Raw genomic sequence first — 14,694 nt, forward strand, 5'->3', positions numbered from 1 at the left:
AATCAAAAAAGCACTGAACTCGAAGAGCCTAGCTGCCTTTGGCCGGCATGGAGATGTCCAATTCCCGGATCTTTTTTCGAAGCGTATTGCGGTTCAGGCCCAGAAGCTCTGCAGCTTTCACCTGATTCCCCTGCGTGACAGCCAGAACTTTCTGGATGAGGGGCCGTTCCACCTCCCGCAAAATGCGCTGGTAGAGCCCGGCGGGCGGCAGGTCGTCGTCATGGTAATCGAAATACTGATCCAGATGCTGGCGAACAGTCTGCGACAGGTTTCCCCCGCTGATATTGGCCATCATCCCCATTGGGGCACCGGCCAACTCGGAGGTCGAGCGTTCAAACTCGCTCTGGATGATCGTGCCGGAAATTTCATTTCCTGGGTAAAGGGCGCAAATCCGGTGCAGCAGGTTTTCCAGCTCACGCACGTTGCCAGGCCAGTCAAACGACTTCAGGACCTTCTTGGCGCCCTCTGTTAGTTTTTTGAGCGGCAAGCCATTGTCTGCGGCTTTTCGGAGGAAATGTTCGGCCAAATCAGGGATATCGTCAGCCCTGTCACGAAGCGGCGGCAGGTTAAGGGGGACTACGTTAAGGCGGAAGAACAGGTCTTCCCGGAAGTCGCCGGAGCGCACCATATTCCTTAGATTACGGTTGGTTGCCGCTACTATACGTACGTTTGCCTTGATGCTGGCCTGGCCACCTACCGTCCGGTATTCGCCTTCCTGCAGCACGCGCAAAAGCCGCGTCTGGGCCTCAAGCGGCATATCACCAATCTCGTCAAGGAACAGCGTTCCGCCCTTTGCCTGGCCGAAACGGCCCAACGTGCGTGTCTCTGCTCCCGTAAAGGCCCCACGTTCGTGGCCGAAAAGCTCACTTTCAATCAGCTCCTTCGGGATTGCCGCCATATTTACCGGCACAAAGGGATTGTCCGCCCGCGGTCCGTGGTTATGGATTGCGCGTGCAACAAGCTCCTTGCCTGTGCCACTTTCGCCTGTCACCATCACCGTCAGGTCTGTGTTCACCACACGCGCCATCGTACGGTAGATCTCCTGCATCGCAGTCGAGCGACCAATGATCAAGCTGTCATCTTTTTCGATTGCAGTATATGCAGTTGCGCCACGTTCTTTAAGAGCTTTCTTAACCGTGGAAACTAGCTCGTCGATGTCAAATGGCTTCGGTAGATATTCATACGCCCCTTTGCCGGTCGCGGCCATGGCAGTAGACAGGGTGTTCTGCGCGCTCATGATAATGAATGGCAGTTCCGGGCGTGCTTCAATCAACTCAGGCATGGCATCCAGCCCACTGCCAGACGGCATGATAACATCAGATATAACAACATTGCCCTGACCGCCCAGGACCAAACGCTTCAGTTCCGGGATATCTTCGGCTTCCAGTACAATCCAACCTTCCTGGCGCAGCGCCTCGCTCACCACGAGGCGGATTGTCATGTCATCGTCGGCGACGATAATCGTCGGTTTTGCCTGTGCCATTATTTTGCATCCTCATACAGAGCGAGCTGAATTTTAAATACCGCACCGCCGTGCGGGTGGTTATCGCAGGTCACGGTGCCACCCATTTCGCTGACATAGCGCGCGACCAGGGCAAGGCCCAGGCCGGTACCGCCTTCCTTGCCACTGACAAAAGGATCGAACAGATGCCCCTTAAGGTGCTCGGGAATACCTGGGCCACTGTCATGTATCGCGATCTCGATAGGCAAGCGGATTCGCTCGCCTGAGCGCCCAGTAATCCAGATGCCATGCCGGTATGACGTGCTGATCGTAATGTCCGCCTCTGGCCCTGCAGCCTCCACGGCATTCTTGATCAGGTTCAGGAAAATCTGGACCAAGCGGTCATAGAGCCCGGCAACGGGCGGCAGTGATGGGTCAAATCTTGGCCTGAAAATACATTTTGCCCCAAACCCAGCGACTGCGACATTCAGCACATGATCAAGCACTTCATGGATATTGACTGGCTCCAGTACGGCCTGGGATGGGTTGCTGAAAGTCTCCAGCTCATCCACCAGGCCTTTGATACGGTCCACTTCCTTGCAGATCAGTTCCGTCAGCTTGATATTCTTGTCATCAAGCGCCCGCCCCATAAGCTGGGCCGCCCCACGAATACCTGAGAGCGGGTTCTTGATTTCATGGGCCAGCATAGATGCAAGGCCACCCACAGACCGTGCGGCGGCTTCCATATGATCGCGTTTTTCCAGAAAGGCGGTAATCCTGCGCGGTTGCGCGGTCAACAGCACTACCCCTTCAGTCCCGTAGGGGTGTGCGTGCAGGTCCATCAGTTCAATATCCCCAATGGGAGGCACCACGGAAACGTCATAGCTATTGAGTGGCGTATTTTCCTCACGCGACCGGGTAACAATGTTAAGTGCCTCGCCGCCGATGCCGCGGATATGGTTGATCGGGCTGCCAATCAGGCTTTCACGGCTGCGCTCAAAAATGGCCTCTGCCTGGGCATAAACCTCCAGGATGCAATCGTCGGCCCCGACCACAAACACGGCCTGCGACAAGCTGTGCAGGATGTCCTGGGCGACAATCTCCGCCAGCGGTCCTTGATCCAAGCCCTCCCCCGTGCTTGTCATCAGGCGGCTGCCTGCTCGCACAAAGGCAAATAGAATTCCTTGAGAGCTGCCTTTACCTTTTCAGGTTCCTCAATGCGGTTCACCTCGTTGCGGAATTCCGCAGAGCTATGAAGCCCTTTTGTGTACCATCCCAAATGCTTGCGTGCGATGCGCACGCCCCCTTCGACACCATAGTGGGTCAAGATGTCGTCATAATGCTCAAGAACCAGCTGAAGCTGCTCTTCAAGCGCTGGCTCATCAATCTTCTCGCCGGTACGGAGATAATGCATCACCTGGCCTACAAGCCATGGCTTCCCGTAAGTGCCTCGGCCAATCATGACACCGTCAGCGCCGGAATCGGCCAGCGCCTGGTCCACATCTTCAAATGTGTTGATGTCGCCGTTCACAATTACTGGGAGGTCAACGGCCTCCTTGACGATGCCGACCTTCTTCCAGTCAGCATGGCCGCGATACATCTGGCAGCGCGTACGGCCATGAACCGTGATCATCTTCACGCCGGCTTCCTGCGCGATTTTCGCAAGCTCAGGCGCGTTGAAACTGCTGTCGTCCCAGCCAAGGCGCATCTTCAGCGTTACCGGCAGGTTCACCGCGTTCACGGTTGCATGGATCAGTTCACCAGCGTGATCCAGGTCCCGCATCAGGGCGGAACCGGCGTGGCCGTTCACCACCTTCTTTACTGGGCAGCCCATGTTGATGTCGATGATGGCGGCGCCGCGATCTTCATTGAGTTTAGCGGCTTCTGCCATGCGCGCGCCCTCACAGCCTGCAAGCTGGACTGACATTGGAAATTCTTCCGCGCAACTTGTAGCCATTTTCTGGCTCCGTTCGCTGGCGCGGATCATGGCTTCAGACGCAATCATTTCAGACACAACAAGGCCTGCTCCGTAACGCTTTACCAGTCGACGGAACGGCAAGTCGGTAACGCCGGACATGGGCGCGAGGATCACAGGGTCTTTGATTTCGACCGGACCAATGTTAAGAGCCATTTTACAAACCTACACTTACGCTAATACGCACTGCCTAAATATTGGGCACTGCTTATGCCAGAAGTTTTGGTAAAAAGCCAGCCCGAGATTGAAAGGCCTCATATGACGCAAGTTTCTATCGTGATAGTCGCCGCAGGGCGTGGCAGCAGGGCCGGTGAAGGCCTGCCGAAGCAATATCGTAAGCTGGGTGGCAAGGCTGTGCTCAGACGCACCATCGAATCATTTCTTGCGATTGATCCCGGCTTTGACATTCGCTGCGTGATCCATCCGGATGACAAGGCCCTTTATGAGGAAGCCACTGCAGGCCTGAACCTGTTTGCGCCGGTTTTTGGCGGCGCTACCCGGCAGGAAAGTGTCTTTAACGGGCTGAAGGCGCTTGAACAGGACACAGACTATGTGCTGGTGCATGACGCGGCGCGTCCCTTTGTGACCCACGAGGTGGTGATGGATGTCATCAAGGCACTGGATGCAGGTGCAGAAGCTGTGGTTCCAGGCGTTCCCGTGGCCGACACGCTAAAGAAGGTTCAGGACGGCACTATCAAGCATACTGTGGACCGAAGCGGCCTTTATGCTGTCCAGACACCGCAAGGGTTTCCCTACGCCAATCTGATTGCGGCGCACGAGGCTGCTTTAGGTCGGGAACTCACGGATGATGGGGCCGTTATGGAAGCATTTGGCGCCCATGTAGCCATATCAAAGGGCGACAGCGGCAATTTCAAACTCACCACACCCGATGATTTCAAGAAGGCGGAGCAACAGACCATGATGGCCCTGGGCGATATCAGAACCGGTAGCGGGTATGACGTACACCGTTTCGAGGAAGGCGACCATGTCTGGCTCTGCGGCGTCAAATTACCATTCACCAAAGCCCTGAAGGGCCATTCCGACGCTGACGTCGGCCTGCATGCGCTGACAGACGCCATTCTGGCCGCGCTGTGTGACGGCGATATCGGCACCCATTTCCCACCGTCAGATGATCAGTGGCGCGGAGCCCCAAGCGACGTTTTCCTGGCCTTCGCCCGCGACCGGGTCTTGGCGCGTGGCGGTCAGATTAGCCATGTCGGTGTCTGCCTTGTTTGCGAAAAGCCCAAGATCGGGCCACACAAGGACGCCATGCGCGACCGCATCGCCGAACTTCTGGCCATTCCCGCAAGTCGCGTGAGTGTACAGGCCACAACGACCGAAAAACTTGGCTTTACTGGCCGTGAGGAAGGCATAGCCGCACAGGCAACGGCCACCCTGCGCCTGCCGATGGGGGATAACTGATGGCGAAAGTATCGCTTCGCACCTGGGATGGCCGCACCAAAAGCTTCTCATTCTGGTGGGTGACAGCCTTCGGTTCCGGCATGCTCAAACCTGCTCCTGGTACGTGGGGTTCACTTGTGGCGGTCATCGCCGGATACTTCATGCTGAAAGCAGGCGTCGACCAGATAGAGATGGCAGCATGGGTGATTGGCATCACTCTGCTCTCCACCAAACTGATCGGCAGCATTGAGACTATCACTGGCATCCATGACGCACCGGAAATTGTCATCGACGAGGTTGCTGGCCAGTGGATCGCCTTGATCCCGCTTGTTGGGCTAACTGGGTCACCTATCCTGTTTGGTATCGCGTTCCTGCTGTTCCGCCTGTTCGACATTATCAAGCCATGGCCCATTGGCTGGCTTGATCGGCATGTGGACGGTGGCTTTGGCGTCATGGTGGACGATTTGGTCGCTGGCATTATGGCAGCAATTGTTATATGGCTCCTTCTAACACTCGATTTGTTAGACTGGGCGATTTAATGGTTTCGACTTTTAAAGAACAATTCTCCACAAAAATTCCCGGATTTATAATAAGCTTGACCATCGGCCTGGCGGCTAATTTTTTAAGCGAGCATTACGGCGCCCCAGCGATGCTGTTTGCGCTGCTGCTCGGCATGGCCATGAGCTTCCTGTTCGAAGACCCAAAGTCTCGCCCCGGCATTGAATTTACCGGATCTACAGTTCTGCGGATCGGTGTCGCGCTCCTCGGATTCCGGATTGCCTTTTCCGATGTCATGGCGCTTGGCTGGCCCACAGTGAGCATGGTTGCCCTTGGCGTCGGAAGCACCATTCTTTTCGGTGTGGTTGTCTCTCGGCTCCTGGGTATGAGCCACCGTTTCGGCGGCTTGACCGGTGGTGCTGTGGCGATTTGCGGTGCATCGGCGGCCCTCGCGATATCTGCAGTCCTGCCAAAGCACAAAGGGCAGGATCAGGACACTATCTTCACTGTGGTTGGTGTAACCACACTGTCGACGTTGGCCATGATCATCTACCCGATGATCAGCGGCTTTTTGGACCTGAGCGAAGCTGAGGCTGGGATTTTCATTGGCGCAACAATTCATGATGTGGCGCAGGTTGTCGGGGCGGGCTATTCCATCTCGCCCGAAGCCGGTGACTTGGCCACCTTGACGAAACTAATGCGCGTTGCATTGCTGCTGCCGGTCGTTTTCATGTTTATCCTAGTGTTCCGCAAAAGCCCAAGCGAAGGTAAAAAGCCACCAATCCTGCCGCCGTTCCTGGCTGCCTTTGTCCTGTTCGTACTAATCAACAGCTTTGTGCCTCTGCCCGATCTTGTCACGGAAAACTTGACGGCCTTCTCAAGAGTTTGTCTGATTACAGCAATCGCTGCCATCGGGCTCAAGTCTGACCTTAGGAAGGTTATGCAGGTTGGCCTTAAGCCAGTCATCCTGATGGTTGCGGAAACTGCATGGCTCGCGGGATTGATTCTGCTGTGCCTGCCCATGATTGGATAAGCATGTTCGACCCTCAGATTCTGACATTGGCAGAAAAAGTGCTGGATGCCGCAAGGGCACGCGGACAGATGATAGCCACAGCAGAATCATGCACCGGCGGCCTGATCGCTGGCGCGCTCACCGAAATTGCCGGCTCATCAGATGTGGTCGATCGCGGCTTTATCACCTATTCGAATGAAGCCAAGAACCAGATGCTGGACGTGAGCTCCGAAAGCCTGGCACGTTTTGGCGCAGTTTCCGAAGCCGTGGCAAAAGAGATGGCTTACGGGGCCATTGTCGCCTCCCGTGCGGACGTTAGCGTGTCCGTGACCGGCATTGCAGGCCCCGGCGGTGGGTCTGCAGAAAAACCAGTTGGTCTGGTATGCTTTGGGCTTTGCCAAATTGGCGAATCCCCCACAGCCAAAAGCGTCGAATTCGGCGATGTCGGGCGCACGAAGGTTCGGCGCCAGACTGTTCAAACCGCCCTTGAAATGCTTCTTGAAGCGCTAGAGGATTAGCTATCGATCTTTTTGGACCAGGATTCCACTTTGACTTTCAGATGGTTATGCTCGTCCTTGATTTCCCGCTCGAACTTCTCGTCAAAGTCTTCGCCCTTTTCCTGGGCTTGCTCAATCCGGTCGCTGAAAGCTTTCAGTTCGCTGACCAGCTTGTCATATTCCTGCTTGTAGGCGCCGTTTTCGTCATTGTCGAAAATTGGATGCTCGGAATGCTCTTCCAGATACTGTTCGCGCGCCCTCAGCTCCTCAGCAAGCTTGTGCATAAATCCCGTCATCAGTCCCTCCTTCGTGTTAATTTGGGGAACTATACAATGATTAATTGCGCCTACCAATTAATGCTTGTCAATTTTCCAAAAATGGACCGTAAAGCTTGGCTGCACGCTCTTCAAACGCGTGCATCATGCGCTTACAAGCCTCGCCGAAAAGAGGGCCTATCACTTGATTGAGAATCTTGCTGGAAAATTCAAAATCCACTTCAAAGTCTACCAGACAGTGGCCGTTTTCCTGCGGGATAAAACGCCAGTGATTATAAAGCCGCTTCATCGGCCCCTTGATGTAATCCACATCCACTTTGCGATTGGTTACCAGGGTAACCCTTGAGGTAAAGCGTTCCCGAAACATCTTGAAACCGATAATAACATCAGCATCAAACTGATCCGGCTTTCGGTTATAGACCCGCGCACCCATGCACCAAGGCAGAAACTCCGGATATTTCCCAACATCAGACACAAGATCAAATAGCTGCTTGTCTGAATAGGGAAGGATTTTCTTCTCAACAAAATGGTGCATAGGGCTACTCAACTTTTCAGGCTCGCCTGTCCTAACTTGAATTGCTGCATTCGTAAAGCCCTGCGCCATCCAAGCTGCTAGAGACGCCCCCTCACCAAAAAACAAACGCCAACCAACTATTCAGCTGCCTTAAGCTGCTTGTCACGGGCCGCTTTAAGCTTCGCAAAGTCGTCACCTGCCAAATAGCTTGACCGCGTCAGCGGCGTGGCGGAGATCATCAGGAAGCCCTTGCCCTTGGCCATGCGCTCATAGGCCTTGAACTCGGCGGGAGTGACAAAACGCTCCACTTTTGCATGCCGCGGGGTCGGCTGAAGATATTGGCCAATGGTCATGAAATCGATATCGGCCATGCGCATATCATCCATCACCTGACTCACTTCCAGGCGTTCTTCGCCAAGGCCCACCATGATACCGGATTTTGTGAAGATGGATGGGTCAACCTTCTTCACTGACTCCAGGAGACGCAGCGAATGATAATAGCGCGCACCCGGGCGGATTTTTGGATAGTTCCGCGGTACAGTTTCCAGGTTGTGGTTGAACACATCAGGCTTGGCTTCGGCAACCATTTCAATCGAGCCCGGCTTATTGCGGAAATCTGGCGTCAGGATTTCAATCGTCGTGTCCGGGCAGCGGTCGCGGATCGCGCGGATAACTTTGACAAACTGCATTGCGCCGCCGTCGTCAAGATCGTCACGGTCCACAGACGTGATCACAATGTGCTCCAGGCCCATTTCCGCACAGGCCTCTGCCGTATTCATGGGCTCAAGCGGATCAACCTGCATCGGGCGACCTGTCTTGACGTTACAGAAAGCACAGGCGCGGGTGCAGGTGTCGCCTAAAATCATGATGGTGGCATGCTTTTGCTGCCAGCATTCGCCCAGGTTCGGGCAAGCCGCTTCCTCGCACACTGTATGCAGGTTTTTCGAGCGCATCATGCGGCGGGTTTCCATCGCCTGCTTGCTCGTTGGTGCCTTGACGCGCAGCCAATCAGGCTTGCGCTGGTACCCGGTCGACTTCTGCCCAGCTGTCTTCTGCTCTGTCGTCATGCTCGAAACACCATCTTTGCTAACATTGAAACGGCATAAGGCCGCCATTTTGGCGACCTTATAGTGCATTTATGAAGCTGACATCCACCAAATTGTGCAGATCAGCTATGCGCTCGCCTAGAAGTGAATAGCCTTGTCGTATGCATCCAGCACGCTTTCATGCATCATCTCGGAAAGCGTAGGATGCGGAAACACCGTGTGCATCAGCTCTGCTTCCGTGCTTTCAAGTGTACGGGCCACTACATAGCCCTGGATCATCTCGGTCACCTCGGCGCCGACCATGTGGGCACCCAGAAGCTCTCCGGTTTTCTTGTCGAATACGGTTTTTACCATGCCTTCCGGCTCGCCAAGCGCCACGGCCTTGCCATTGCCAATGAAGGGGAAGTTGCCGACGCGCACGTCATAGCCTTCTTCCTTGGCCTTGGCTTCTGTCAGGCCAACGCTTGCCACCTGTGGGCGGCAATAGGTGCAGCCCGGGATGTTGCCCTTGTCCATCGGATGGACACCCTTGACGCCTGCAATCTTTTCGACGGCAACGATACCTTCGTGGGATGCTTTGTGCGCCAGCCAAGGCGCTCCAGCCACATCGCCAATCGCCCAAAAGCCTTCAACACCCGTGTGGCCCCATTCGTCTGTCACGATATGGCCACGATCCACCTTGATGCCTACTTCTTCAAGGCCCAGGTTCTCGACGTTGCCGGTGATACCAATGGCCACGATCACACGGTCAACGGTGATCTCTTCTTTCTTGCCCTTGGTTTCCACAACGCAGGTGACATCGCTCTTGCCTTTTTTCAGCTCGGTCACAGAGGCGTTCGTCTTGATGGTCATGCCCTGCTTCTTGAAGGATTTCTCAGCGAACTTGGAAATATCCGCATCTTCAACCGGAAGTACGCGATCCATCATCTCGACAACAGTGACGTCAGAGCCCAACTCATTAAAGAAGGAGGCAAATTCAATACCGATCGCACCGGACCCAATCACCAGCAGCTTCTTCGGCATGGTATTGGGTGCAAGGGCGTGCTTGTAGGTCCATACCAGTTCACCATCAGCCTTGAGGTGCGGCAGTTCGCGTGCCCGTGCGCCGGTGGCCAGGATAATATCCTTACCGGCAAGCTCGGTGGTCTTGCCGTCAGCCCCTTTGACAGAGACCTTGCCTTTGCCGGAAATCTTGGCCTCACCCTCAATGTGGGTGACCTTGTTTTTCTTCAACAGCGACTTGATACCGCCATTCATCTGCTTGGCAACACCCCGGCTTCGCTTGACGATAGCTTCCAGGTCATAGTCGATCTGGCCGATCTTCAGGCCAAAATCAGCGCCGTGTTTTGCAAGGTGCAGCACTTCCGCAGACCGCAGCAATGCTTTGGTTGGGATACAGCCCCAGTTCAGGCAAATACCGCCAAGGTGTTCGCGCTCAACGCAAGCCACTTTCATGCCCAACTGCGCGCCACGAATAGCAGCCACATAACCGCCCGGGCCACCACCAACGACAACAAGATCAAAACTCTCAGACATTTCTACTTCTCCGTCGGCGTTATAGCAGCATGGTGATCGGGTCTTCGATGTAACCCTTGAAGGCTGCAAGGAATTCGGCACCAACAGCACCGTCAATTGCACGGTGATCACAGGACATTGTGCAGCTCATGACAGTAGCAACTGCCAACGCGCCATCTTTGACGACGGGGCGTTGTTCCCCAGCACCAATGGCCAGGATCGCGCCTTGTGGCGGGTTGATCACGGCGCCAAATTCCTTGATGCCGTACATCCCGAGGTTGGAGATGGAGAATGTACCGCCTGCATAATCCTCTGGCATCAGCTTGCCGTCACGGGCGCGTGTGGCGAGATCCTTCACAGTGCTCGAGATTTCGGCGAGGCCCATGTTGTCCGCGCCGCGCACAACAGGCGTCACCAAGCCGCCATCAATTGCAACAGCAACGGAGATATCCGCACGCTCATACCAATACATCTTGTCACCAGCATACTGAACATTGGCGGCAGGCACTTTCTTGAGCGCAAGCGCAACAGCCCGGATAATGAAATCATTCACGGAAAGCTTCACACCGCTATCGGCAAGTTTGGCATTCAGGTCTTTGCGCTGGGCCATCAGCTTGTCCATCTCACAGTCAATCGTCAGATAGAAATGCGGCACGGTGGTTTTGGATTCCGTCAGGCGCTTGGCGATGGTCTTGCGCATGTTCGACAGGCGCTCTTCCCGGTATGGAATATCGTCGTGAGGGCCGTATTCAGCGGCAGCAACTGGTGCAGCAGACGCTGCGGCGGCTGGTGCGGCAGCTGCAGGAGCTGGCATCGCTGCAGCCCCACCTTCCAGTGCAGCTTCAACGTCACGCTTTACGATCCGGCCATGCGGGCCTGAACCAGCAACAGCTGAAAGGTCGAGCCCTTCCTGCTTGGCTATGCGCTTGGCAAGCGGTGAGGCCTTGATGCGGTCGCTAGTGTCGGCGTCGGTAATCTGGCCGTTCACGGGCGTTGAAGCTACCTTTTCAGTCACTGGTGCAGCCTCTTTTTTCGCTGCAACCTCGGACGCCGCCTCTGCCTTGACTTCAGGCTGTGGAGCTTCAGCTTTTGGCGCGTCGGACGGCACTTCAACGTCTTTTGCGTCTTCACCTTCTTCAGCCAGAAGCGCAATCAGTTTGCCGACAGGCACATCGTCCGTGCCTTCCTCCACCAGAATTTTCGCTACAGTGCCATCGTCAATGCTTTCGACTTCCATCGTCGCCTTATCGGTTTCGATTTCTGCGATCACATCGCCTGATTCCACTGTATCGCCTTCTATCACCAGCCATTTGGCAAGCGTGCCTTTTTCCATGGTTGGCGACAATGCAGGCATAAAAATTTCAATAGCCATGGGAGTATCCCTATTCAAAAAAACTTTCTAAGCTCTTCAAGAGCAACGTCGAAGAAGACAAAAATGAAAAACGCAACGATCAGAAGAAGGATCCTACCTTCCCATTTATCACCATGTTCACCACCCAGTGTCGGGTCCCGATAATCCAGTTTCACTCGAACACTCTGAAACATGGACTTGAGACCATACCGGTTCACAAGGCGTCGTGATTTTCTTCGTCTCATCTAACCTCCGGTTTTACCCCGCGTAGCAGACCGCTTTGGCGGCTTTGACGATATCATCCGCGCTGACAACCGCAGCCTTTTCCAGGTTGTTGGCATAAGGCAGCGGCACGTCCGCACTGTTCACGCGTGTCACCGGCGCATCGAGCCAGTCAAAGGCTTGCTCCATCAACTGTGCGGAAACGTCAGAGGCCACAGAACACTGCGGCCAGCCTTCTTCCGCCACCACGCAGCGATTGGTTTTCTTCACGCTCTCGATCAGCGTATCCATATCAAGCGGACGAATGGTCCGGAGGTCGATTACCTCTGCCTTGATGCCCTCTTCCGCCAGCTTGTCGGCGGCCTTCAGCGCTTCACCGACCGTGATGGAGTAGGAGACGATCGTCACGTCTGTACCTTCGCGGAAGACACGGGCCTTGCCGATAGGCAGGGTGTAATCTTCCAGATCAGGCACTTCGAAACTTTCGCCGTACATCAGCTCGTTCTCAAGGAAAACAACCGGGTTCGGGTCTTGGATAGCTGCCTTCAGGAGGCCTTTTGCATCAGCCGAATCATATGGGGCTACAACCTTCAGCCCAGGTACGTTAGCATACCACGCGGCATAGTTCTGGCTGTGCTGCGCGCCCACGCGACTTGCGGCGCCGTTTGGCCCGCGGAACACAATCGGGCAGGATACCAAGCCCCCAGACATATAGCGCGTCTTGGCGGCGGAGTTGATGATGTGGTCAATCGCCTGCATGGCGAAGTTGAAGGTCATGAACTCAATCACTGGCTTAAGGCCGGCGAAGGCAGCCCCCGCACCAAGGCCCGCGAAGCCATGCTCTGTAATCGGGGTATCGATCACACGCTCTGGGCCGAATTCGTCCAGCAAGCCCTGAGTTACCTTGTAGGCGCCCTGATATTCGGCAACCTCTTCACCCATCACAAAAACGTCTCCGTCCTTGCGCATTTCTTCGGCCATGGCATCCCTGAGCGCTTCACGCACTGTCAGTTTCACCATCTTGGTGCCCTCTGGAACATCGGGATCACGCAAATCTTCTGAAGATTTCACAGCACCGGCAAACGCCGTAACTTGATCGTCTGGATTTTCTTTTGGCGCTGGTGGAGCCGCAGGTGCCTCCTCAGCCTTAGCCGCTGGCGCTTCAACCGCACTCGCGTCCTCGTCTTCCTCAGCCAAAATTGCAATCAGCTCACCAACCGGCACATCGTCTGTGCCTTCCGCAACAAGGATCTTGGCCACGGTGCCGTCATCCACGGATTCGACTTCCATCGTCGCCTTATCGGTTTCGATCTCAGCGATTACGTCGCCGCTTTCAACCTTGTCGCCTTCTTTAACCAGCCATTTCGCCAGTGTGCCCTTTTCCATGGTGGGAGAGAGGGCCGGCATCGTAATTTCAATCGCCATCGGGTGTCTCCCCCTTACGCCAGCACATCAGTATAGAGTTCAGAAAGGTCAGGCTCAGGGCTTTCCTGCGCGAACGTCGCGGCTTCAGCCACAATTGCCTTAACCTTCTTGTCGATTTCCTTGAGCTCTGCTTCATCCTTGAAGCCGGCATCCAGAATGCGCTGCTTCACCTGATCGATTGCATCATGCTCTGCGCGCATCTTCTGCACTTCTTCCTTGGACCGGTACTTCGCCGGGTCGGACATGGAGTGCCCGCGATAACGATAGGTCTTCATCTCAAGAACGAACGGCCCCTCGCCTGCACGGCAGTGCTTCACAGCTTCATCCATGGCGGCGCGAACCTCCAGCACATTCATGCCGTCAACCTGCTTACCTGGGATGCGGAAGCTTTCCCCGCGGCGGTAAAGCTCTACTTCTGAAGAAGAACGGCTCACGCTGGTACCCATCGCATACTGGTTATTTTCGATGATATAGATCACCGGCAGGTTCCAGATGCGCGCCATATTGAAGCTTTCATACACCTGACCCTGGTTGGCTGCGCCATCACCGAAATAGGCAACCGACACATTATCCGTTTTGCGGTATTTGGCAGCAAAGCCGAGGCCGGTACCAAGAGAGACCTGCGCCCCCACGATGCCGTGACCGCCATAAAAGCCACGGTCAGGCGCAAACATGTGCATCGAGCCGCCCTTGCCTTGCGAACAACCGCCGGATCGGCCGGTCAGTTCAGCCATAACAGCCTTCGGGTCAGCGCCAGCAGCGATCATGTGACCGTGCTCACGGTAACCAGTGATAACTGAGTCGCCTTCTTTCAGGGCTGTCTGAATCCCAACAACAACCGCTTCCTGGCCGATGTAAAGGTGACAGAAACCGCCGATCAGGCCCATGCCGTACATCTGACCGGCCTTCTCTTCGAAACGCCGGATCAGCAGCATTTCCTCATAGAATTCAAGCAGTTCTTCGTTGGAAGCCTTATATTGTTGAGGCTTCGTCGTGCGACGGCGCGCAGGTGCGCCCGACTTGGTGGTGGATTTTTTCGTAGTCATCTCGGCCTTCCAGAAAAAGGTCGCAGGCAGGAACGCCTGACACTCAATGCATGTGAGGCCTATGGATACCCCCGTTTTGCGCTATTTGCAATAGGGCTTAACTTGTTGTTTTTTATAGAAAAAAAATAATTAACTGGAAATAAGTTAATTAATGCGATGCATCAGAAAGGAACACCACCACTTCGTCCGGATGCGTGAAACCAAGGCGCTGCCGCACCTGCTCCTCGAGCATGTCAGGATCAATGCTACGGTTATTCAAGCGGGAGGTGCTAAGCTCAAGCGCGGCGCGCTCAGCCCCAACGTCCTGCGCAAGCACGGTAAGGTCTGCCTCCTGCGCCTCCAGGCGCTTGAGAGCAGCCAGACTGTTATCGCCCTGAAAAGCATGATAGGCAAAATATGCGACCAAAAAGATCCATACTCCAGCCAACCAAGCCTGGCTCAAATGACGTGATATTTTTCCGACTCGCTTCATGATT

General features: G+C 55.0%; 15 protein-coding genes. 4 read left to right on the plus strand and 11 right to left on the minus strand.

The genetic code is table 11. The annotated features are described in order from the left end of the window. Window positions 1-28: 28 nt before the first annotated feature. From ntrC to dusB, 3 genes are read right to left on the minus strand one after another with little or no spacing between them, the layout of a single operon-like run. Entirely contained in the window at window positions 29-1,483 is a 1,455-nt protein-coding gene (gene ntrC, locus ACFO5Q_RS07205) for a nitrogen regulation protein NR(I) (RefSeq protein WP_068149216.1), read from the minus strand. Next, a complete protein-coding gene (locus ACFO5Q_RS07210; protein ID WP_197421167.1) occupies window positions 1,483-2,565 on the minus strand; it encodes a two-component system sensor histidine kinase NtrB in 1,083 nt (360 codons plus the stop codon). Before ACFO5Q_RS07210 ends, ntrC begins: the two co-directional genes overlap by 1 nt. Before the next feature lie 20 nt (window positions 2,566-2,585). Continuing rightward, window positions 2,586-3,572: a tRNA dihydrouridine synthase DusB gene (gene dusB / locus ACFO5Q_RS07215; protein ID WP_068149221.1), complete on the minus strand. Its 987-nt coding sequence runs from the start codon at window positions 3,570-3,572 to the stop codon at window positions 2,586-2,588. A gap of 102 nt (window positions 3,573-3,674) precedes the next feature. Between dusB and ACFO5Q_RS07220 the strand changes: the two genes are divergently transcribed. The 4 genes from ACFO5Q_RS07220 to ACFO5Q_RS07235 are packed head-to-tail and all read left to right on the plus strand — an operon-like array spanning window position 3,675 to window position 6,845. After that, window positions 3,675-4,838 (plus strand): bifunctional 2-C-methyl-D-erythritol 4-phosphate cytidylyltransferase/2-C-methyl-D-erythritol 2,4-cyclodiphosphate synthase, encoded by a 1,164-nt coding sequence (locus ACFO5Q_RS07220; RefSeq protein WP_068149531.1) that lies wholly within the window; start codon window positions 3,675-3,677, stop codon window positions 4,836-4,838. Continuing rightward, window positions 4,838-5,356, plus strand: coding sequence for a phosphatidylglycerophosphatase A family protein (locus ACFO5Q_RS07225; protein WP_068149222.1), 519 nt, complete (start codon window positions 4,838-4,840; stop codon window positions 5,354-5,356). Before ACFO5Q_RS07220 ends, ACFO5Q_RS07225 begins: the two co-directional genes overlap by 1 nt. Continuing rightward, window positions 5,356-6,348, plus strand: a complete 993-nt coding sequence (locus ACFO5Q_RS07230; protein WP_068149224.1) for a YeiH family protein — start codon at window positions 5,356-5,358, stop codon at window positions 6,346-6,348. The genes ACFO5Q_RS07225 and ACFO5Q_RS07230 overlap by 1 nt, the downstream gene beginning before the upstream one ends. Continuing rightward, complete coding sequence (locus tag ACFO5Q_RS07235) at window positions 6,345-6,845, plus strand: CinA family protein (RefSeq protein WP_068149533.1); 501 nt, start codon at window positions 6,345-6,347, stop codon at window positions 6,843-6,845. Before ACFO5Q_RS07230 ends, ACFO5Q_RS07235 begins: the two co-directional genes overlap by 4 nt. Here ACFO5Q_RS07235 and ACFO5Q_RS07240 read toward each other — a convergent pair. The 8 genes from ACFO5Q_RS07240 to ACFO5Q_RS07275 form a co-directional block, all read right to left on the minus strand. Beyond that, the gene (locus ACFO5Q_RS07240) at window positions 6,842-7,120 is read right to left on the minus strand and encodes a hypothetical protein (RefSeq protein WP_068149230.1); all 279 of its coding nucleotides are present in this window, start codon (window positions 7,118-7,120) and stop codon (window positions 6,842-6,844) included. The genes ACFO5Q_RS07235 and ACFO5Q_RS07240 overlap by 4 nt on opposite strands. 67 nt (window positions 7,121-7,187) lie before the next feature. Beyond that, window positions 7,188-7,634 (minus strand): type II toxin-antitoxin system RatA family toxin, encoded by a 447-nt coding sequence (locus tag ACFO5Q_RS07245; protein ID WP_068149232.1) that lies wholly within the window; start codon window positions 7,632-7,634, stop codon window positions 7,188-7,190. Between the two features lie 116 nt (window positions 7,635-7,750). Continuing rightward, a complete protein-coding gene (gene lipA / locus ACFO5Q_RS07250) occupies window positions 7,751-8,680 on the minus strand; it encodes a lipoyl synthase (RefSeq protein WP_068149536.1) in 930 nt (309 codons plus the stop codon). Window positions 8,681-8,797: 117 nt separating this feature from the next. After that, window positions 8,798-10,195: a dihydrolipoyl dehydrogenase gene (gene lpdA, locus ACFO5Q_RS07255; RefSeq protein WP_068149234.1), complete on the minus strand. Its 1,398-nt coding sequence runs from the start codon at window positions 10,193-10,195 to the stop codon at window positions 8,798-8,800. Window positions 10,196-10,214: 19 nt separating this feature from the next. Further along, a complete protein-coding gene (locus ACFO5Q_RS07260) occupies window positions 10,215-11,546 on the minus strand; it encodes a pyruvate dehydrogenase complex dihydrolipoamide acetyltransferase (RefSeq protein ID WP_068149237.1) in 1,332 nt (443 codons plus the stop codon). Window positions 11,547-11,783: 237 nt separating this feature from the next. Further along, a complete protein-coding gene (locus tag ACFO5Q_RS07265; RefSeq protein ID WP_068149242.1) occupies window positions 11,784-13,172 on the minus strand; it encodes a pyruvate dehydrogenase complex E1 component subunit beta in 1,389 nt (462 codons plus the stop codon). A gap of 14 nt (window positions 13,173-13,186) precedes the next feature. Next, window positions 13,187-14,218, minus strand: a complete 1,032-nt coding sequence (gene pdhA / locus ACFO5Q_RS07270; protein WP_068149244.1) for a pyruvate dehydrogenase (acetyl-transferring) E1 component subunit alpha — start codon at window positions 14,216-14,218, stop codon at window positions 13,187-13,189. Window positions 14,219-14,366: 148 nt separating this feature from the next. Continuing rightward, window positions 14,367-14,624, minus strand: coding sequence for an FtsB family cell division protein (locus ACFO5Q_RS07275; RefSeq protein ID WP_068149248.1), 258 nt, complete (start codon window positions 14,622-14,624; stop codon window positions 14,367-14,369). Window positions 14,625-14,694: the final 70 nt, after the last annotated feature.

Origin of the sequence: Kordiimonas lipolytica (genome assembly GCF_042651265.1) — a bacterium.
Taxonomy (GTDB): Bacteria; Pseudomonadota; Alphaproteobacteria; order Sphingomonadales; family Kordiimonadaceae; genus Kordiimonas; species Kordiimonas lipolytica.